Genomic DNA, 1282 nt, shown 5'->3' on the forward strand with positions numbered 1-1282 from the left:
AACTAAAAAAGTTAAAGTAGATAAAAATGTTAAACATTTAGAAGATATTGAGCGTTTAGTAAGAGACGGAATGTTCAATACTGATACATTAAAATAAACCTTTAAATGTATAATTTCTCAACTTGAAATTTATAATTCCAAGTGGCGAAAATTTAACATAAAAATCTAAAGTATCTTGAAAATATAAGTATAAAATTAATCAGGATAATTTAAATTTCTGATCTAAAGCACTTGCTCTTAAAAGTCTTAGATAGAAACTATTTATTCTGTGCTGATTTATGGTCATTTTTTATTTTTCTTTCATACATTATCACTTAAGCTAGCTTATTTCGTTTTTTTCTTCATTTTCGGATAAGCGGTGCTTGGGTGATTTTTTTTGTTCTCTTTACCTATTTTCTTACACCTCTTAGAAATCTCCCCCTCTTATACCTCTTTAGGATTCTTTGCTCCTTTCCTGTTCTTCTTTTTACCCTTTTTTCAGCTCTTTCTCTTCTCTTTCCCGTTCTCCTTTCCAGCTCTATCATTCTCTTTAAACTTCTCATTGTAAGCTTTGCTTCTTACTTCGATTAGTTAATTGTCTTTATCTTATTCTCTTAACTTCTCATCTCTGTGTTTCTTCTCAAACCTACTCTTTACCTCTCTAAATATCTACTTTTGGTTTTTAGCAATTTGCTTGCTAATTTTAACCTATATTTTTTCAATTTTAGATCCCGCTCTTTATCAGACCTAAATTTAAAAAAATTCCCGAAGATCTCCTATTTTTTAGGGGTCTAAAACATAATAAAATTTACGTTAATTTCAGTTATTTATAGTTTTGTGTTGTATAATTACTAATACATTATAAAGAGGACTATCTAATCATGAATCATAGAGTTTTTCTACAAAAGTTTGTGAAGATTGATGATATTTATCCCGCTTCACACATTAAAATAAAACTAAAGCGCCAAAAGAACAGTCCGTCAAATTCAATTAAGTATTATGCACTTACCCAATACTTAGATGAAGTGACAGGAGAAAGAAAAACCAAAGAAGAATATTTAGGATCGACCTCTGATAGATTACCTCATGGTTTAATGTCTATTGGACCAAGATTTACACAATACTTTCCTCATGTGCAAATCTATCGCTTTAATGACTACTATGAACTAATTCCTCTTTCTCAAGAATAAAATTGACTATAAAAGATCCCTTTTTAATTGTAGGTTAAATCACTTTTACACCTTTACCTCCTTGTTCTTACTTTATATCTAGAGGGGTAAATTTAGATAAAAAATAAAGTACT

1 protein-coding gene is annotated in these 1282 nt (G+C 29.1%); it reads left to right on the forward strand.

Translation table 11 applies throughout. The features are described from left to right. Nucleotides 1–860 precede the first annotated feature (860 nt). Nucleotides 861–1169 (forward strand): hypothetical protein, encoded by a 309-nt coding sequence (locus CKF59_RS07205; protein WP_119535253.1) that lies wholly within the window; start codon nucleotides 861–863, stop codon nucleotides 1167–1169. Nucleotides 1170–1282: the final 113 nt, after the last annotated feature.

The organism is Psittacicella gerlachiana (assembly GCF_003585965.1).
Taxonomy (GTDB): domain Bacteria; phylum Pseudomonadota; class Gammaproteobacteria; order Enterobacterales; family Psittacicellaceae; genus Psittacicella; species Psittacicella gerlachiana.

Excerpts from the sequence above, each read along its gene's own strand:
- CKF59_RS07205 (WP_119535253.1), top strand. The coding sequence starts at position 861 with ATGAATCATAGAGTTTTTCTACAAAAGTTTGTGAAGATTGATGATATT.